Source organism: Streptomyces ossamyceticus (assembly GCF_001418475.1).
Taxonomy (GTDB): domain Bacteria; phylum Actinomycetota; class Actinomycetes; order Streptomycetales; family Streptomycetaceae; genus Streptomyces; species Streptomyces ossamyceticus.
Genome location: NZ_LIQX01000934.1, coordinates 1 through 1193 on the forward strand (window position 1 = coordinate 1; position 1193 = coordinate 1193).

The 1193-nt window shown below is 73.2% G+C and carries 1 protein-coding gene and 1 pseudogene; both read right to left on the reverse strand.

From position 1 onward, the window contains the following. Positions 1–351: pseudogene (locus AOK15_RS45445) on the reverse strand (hypothetical protein); the annotation flags it as partial. Positions 352–407: 56 nt separating this feature from the next. Further along, positions 408–986, reverse strand: a complete 579-nt coding sequence (locus tag AOK15_RS40685) for an NADPH-dependent FMN reductase (protein ID WP_055524231.1) — start codon at positions 984–986, stop codon at positions 408–410. Positions 987–1193: the final 207 nt, after the last annotated feature.

Here is a 1193-nt window from a genome sequence, read left to right on the forward strand (position 1 = left end):
GCTCAGAGCACGGACCGCGGACGGGGGGTTGGGGGCCCGGCCGAGCCGCCAGCCCTCCTCCAGCGCCGGCAGCACGAGCTCCGGCGGGTCGTCGGAGGACAGATGGAGCACATGGCCGATGCCGTGCCGCCGCACGGTTTTGCTCACCAACGCACGCAGCCCCTGCTCGTCGGAGAGGTCCGTGAGCAGGAGCTCGTGCGAGGCGTCCTCGATCTGGCGCAGGCTCCGCGCGTCGGCGAGGCCGGGGTCCCACAGGGACCACACGTCGAATCCGGCGGCGACGGCCTTCCGGACGACCCGGTACCGGGGCAGCACCAGCAGCAGCCGCCGGTCGTCGATTCGACCCGCCATGGTCACGAGCCCGCCTCTCTCTTGTCGTGGAGGAACCGGAGCCGGAACCCGGTGGGCTAGGCCGCTGCTTCCCGGGGAGCGCCCGCGAGGTGGCCGGCGACCGCGTCGACCAGGCCGTCGAGGGCCTTGACCACGGAGGGCTCGGTGATGACGCCCTCCGGCGTGCGGAGCTCGATCGCGTTGCCGACCGCCACCTGCTCGCAGTCGATGAGCGCGGCACCGCAGTTGCCGAGGATCTGACGGACGTGCGGCTGTACGTTCTCCCCGCCGGCCGGACCCGGGGAGGCGCTGACGACGACCGTGGGCAGGCCCTCCAGCGGCGCGCGGTCCGCGTCGCCCGGCCGGGACAGCCAGTCGAGGGCGTTCTTGAGGACGCCCGACGGGTAACCGTTGTAGGCGGGGCTGCTGATGATCAGCACGTCGGCGGACGCGACCTGTGCCTTCGCGGCGAGCAGCTCGGGTGTGCCGCCGTCGCTCTCCAGGTCCTCGTCGAACAGCGGGAAGTGACGCAGCGACAGCTCCGTCACCTCGTAGCTCTCGTCCCGCTGCTCCAGCAGCCGCCGGACGGTGGCGATCACGGCGGCGTTCGCCGACTCCCGGCGGATGCTGCCGGAGGCGAGCACGATCTTGGGCATGGCTTTGGGTCCTCTCCGAGGTTCCTTCCGGGCGCGCGACCCGGCTCCGGTCGTTGAAGGGCGAGCATGCCGGGGCCCGTTCCCGTCCCGTTCCCGTCCTGTTCCCGCCCGCCTTTCCCGGGGTGCCCTGTGCGGCACCGCGCGGGGATCCGGGGCGTCGGCCGGGAGAGATCCCGGGCCCCGCGCCGAGACGGACGGGGGGGAACC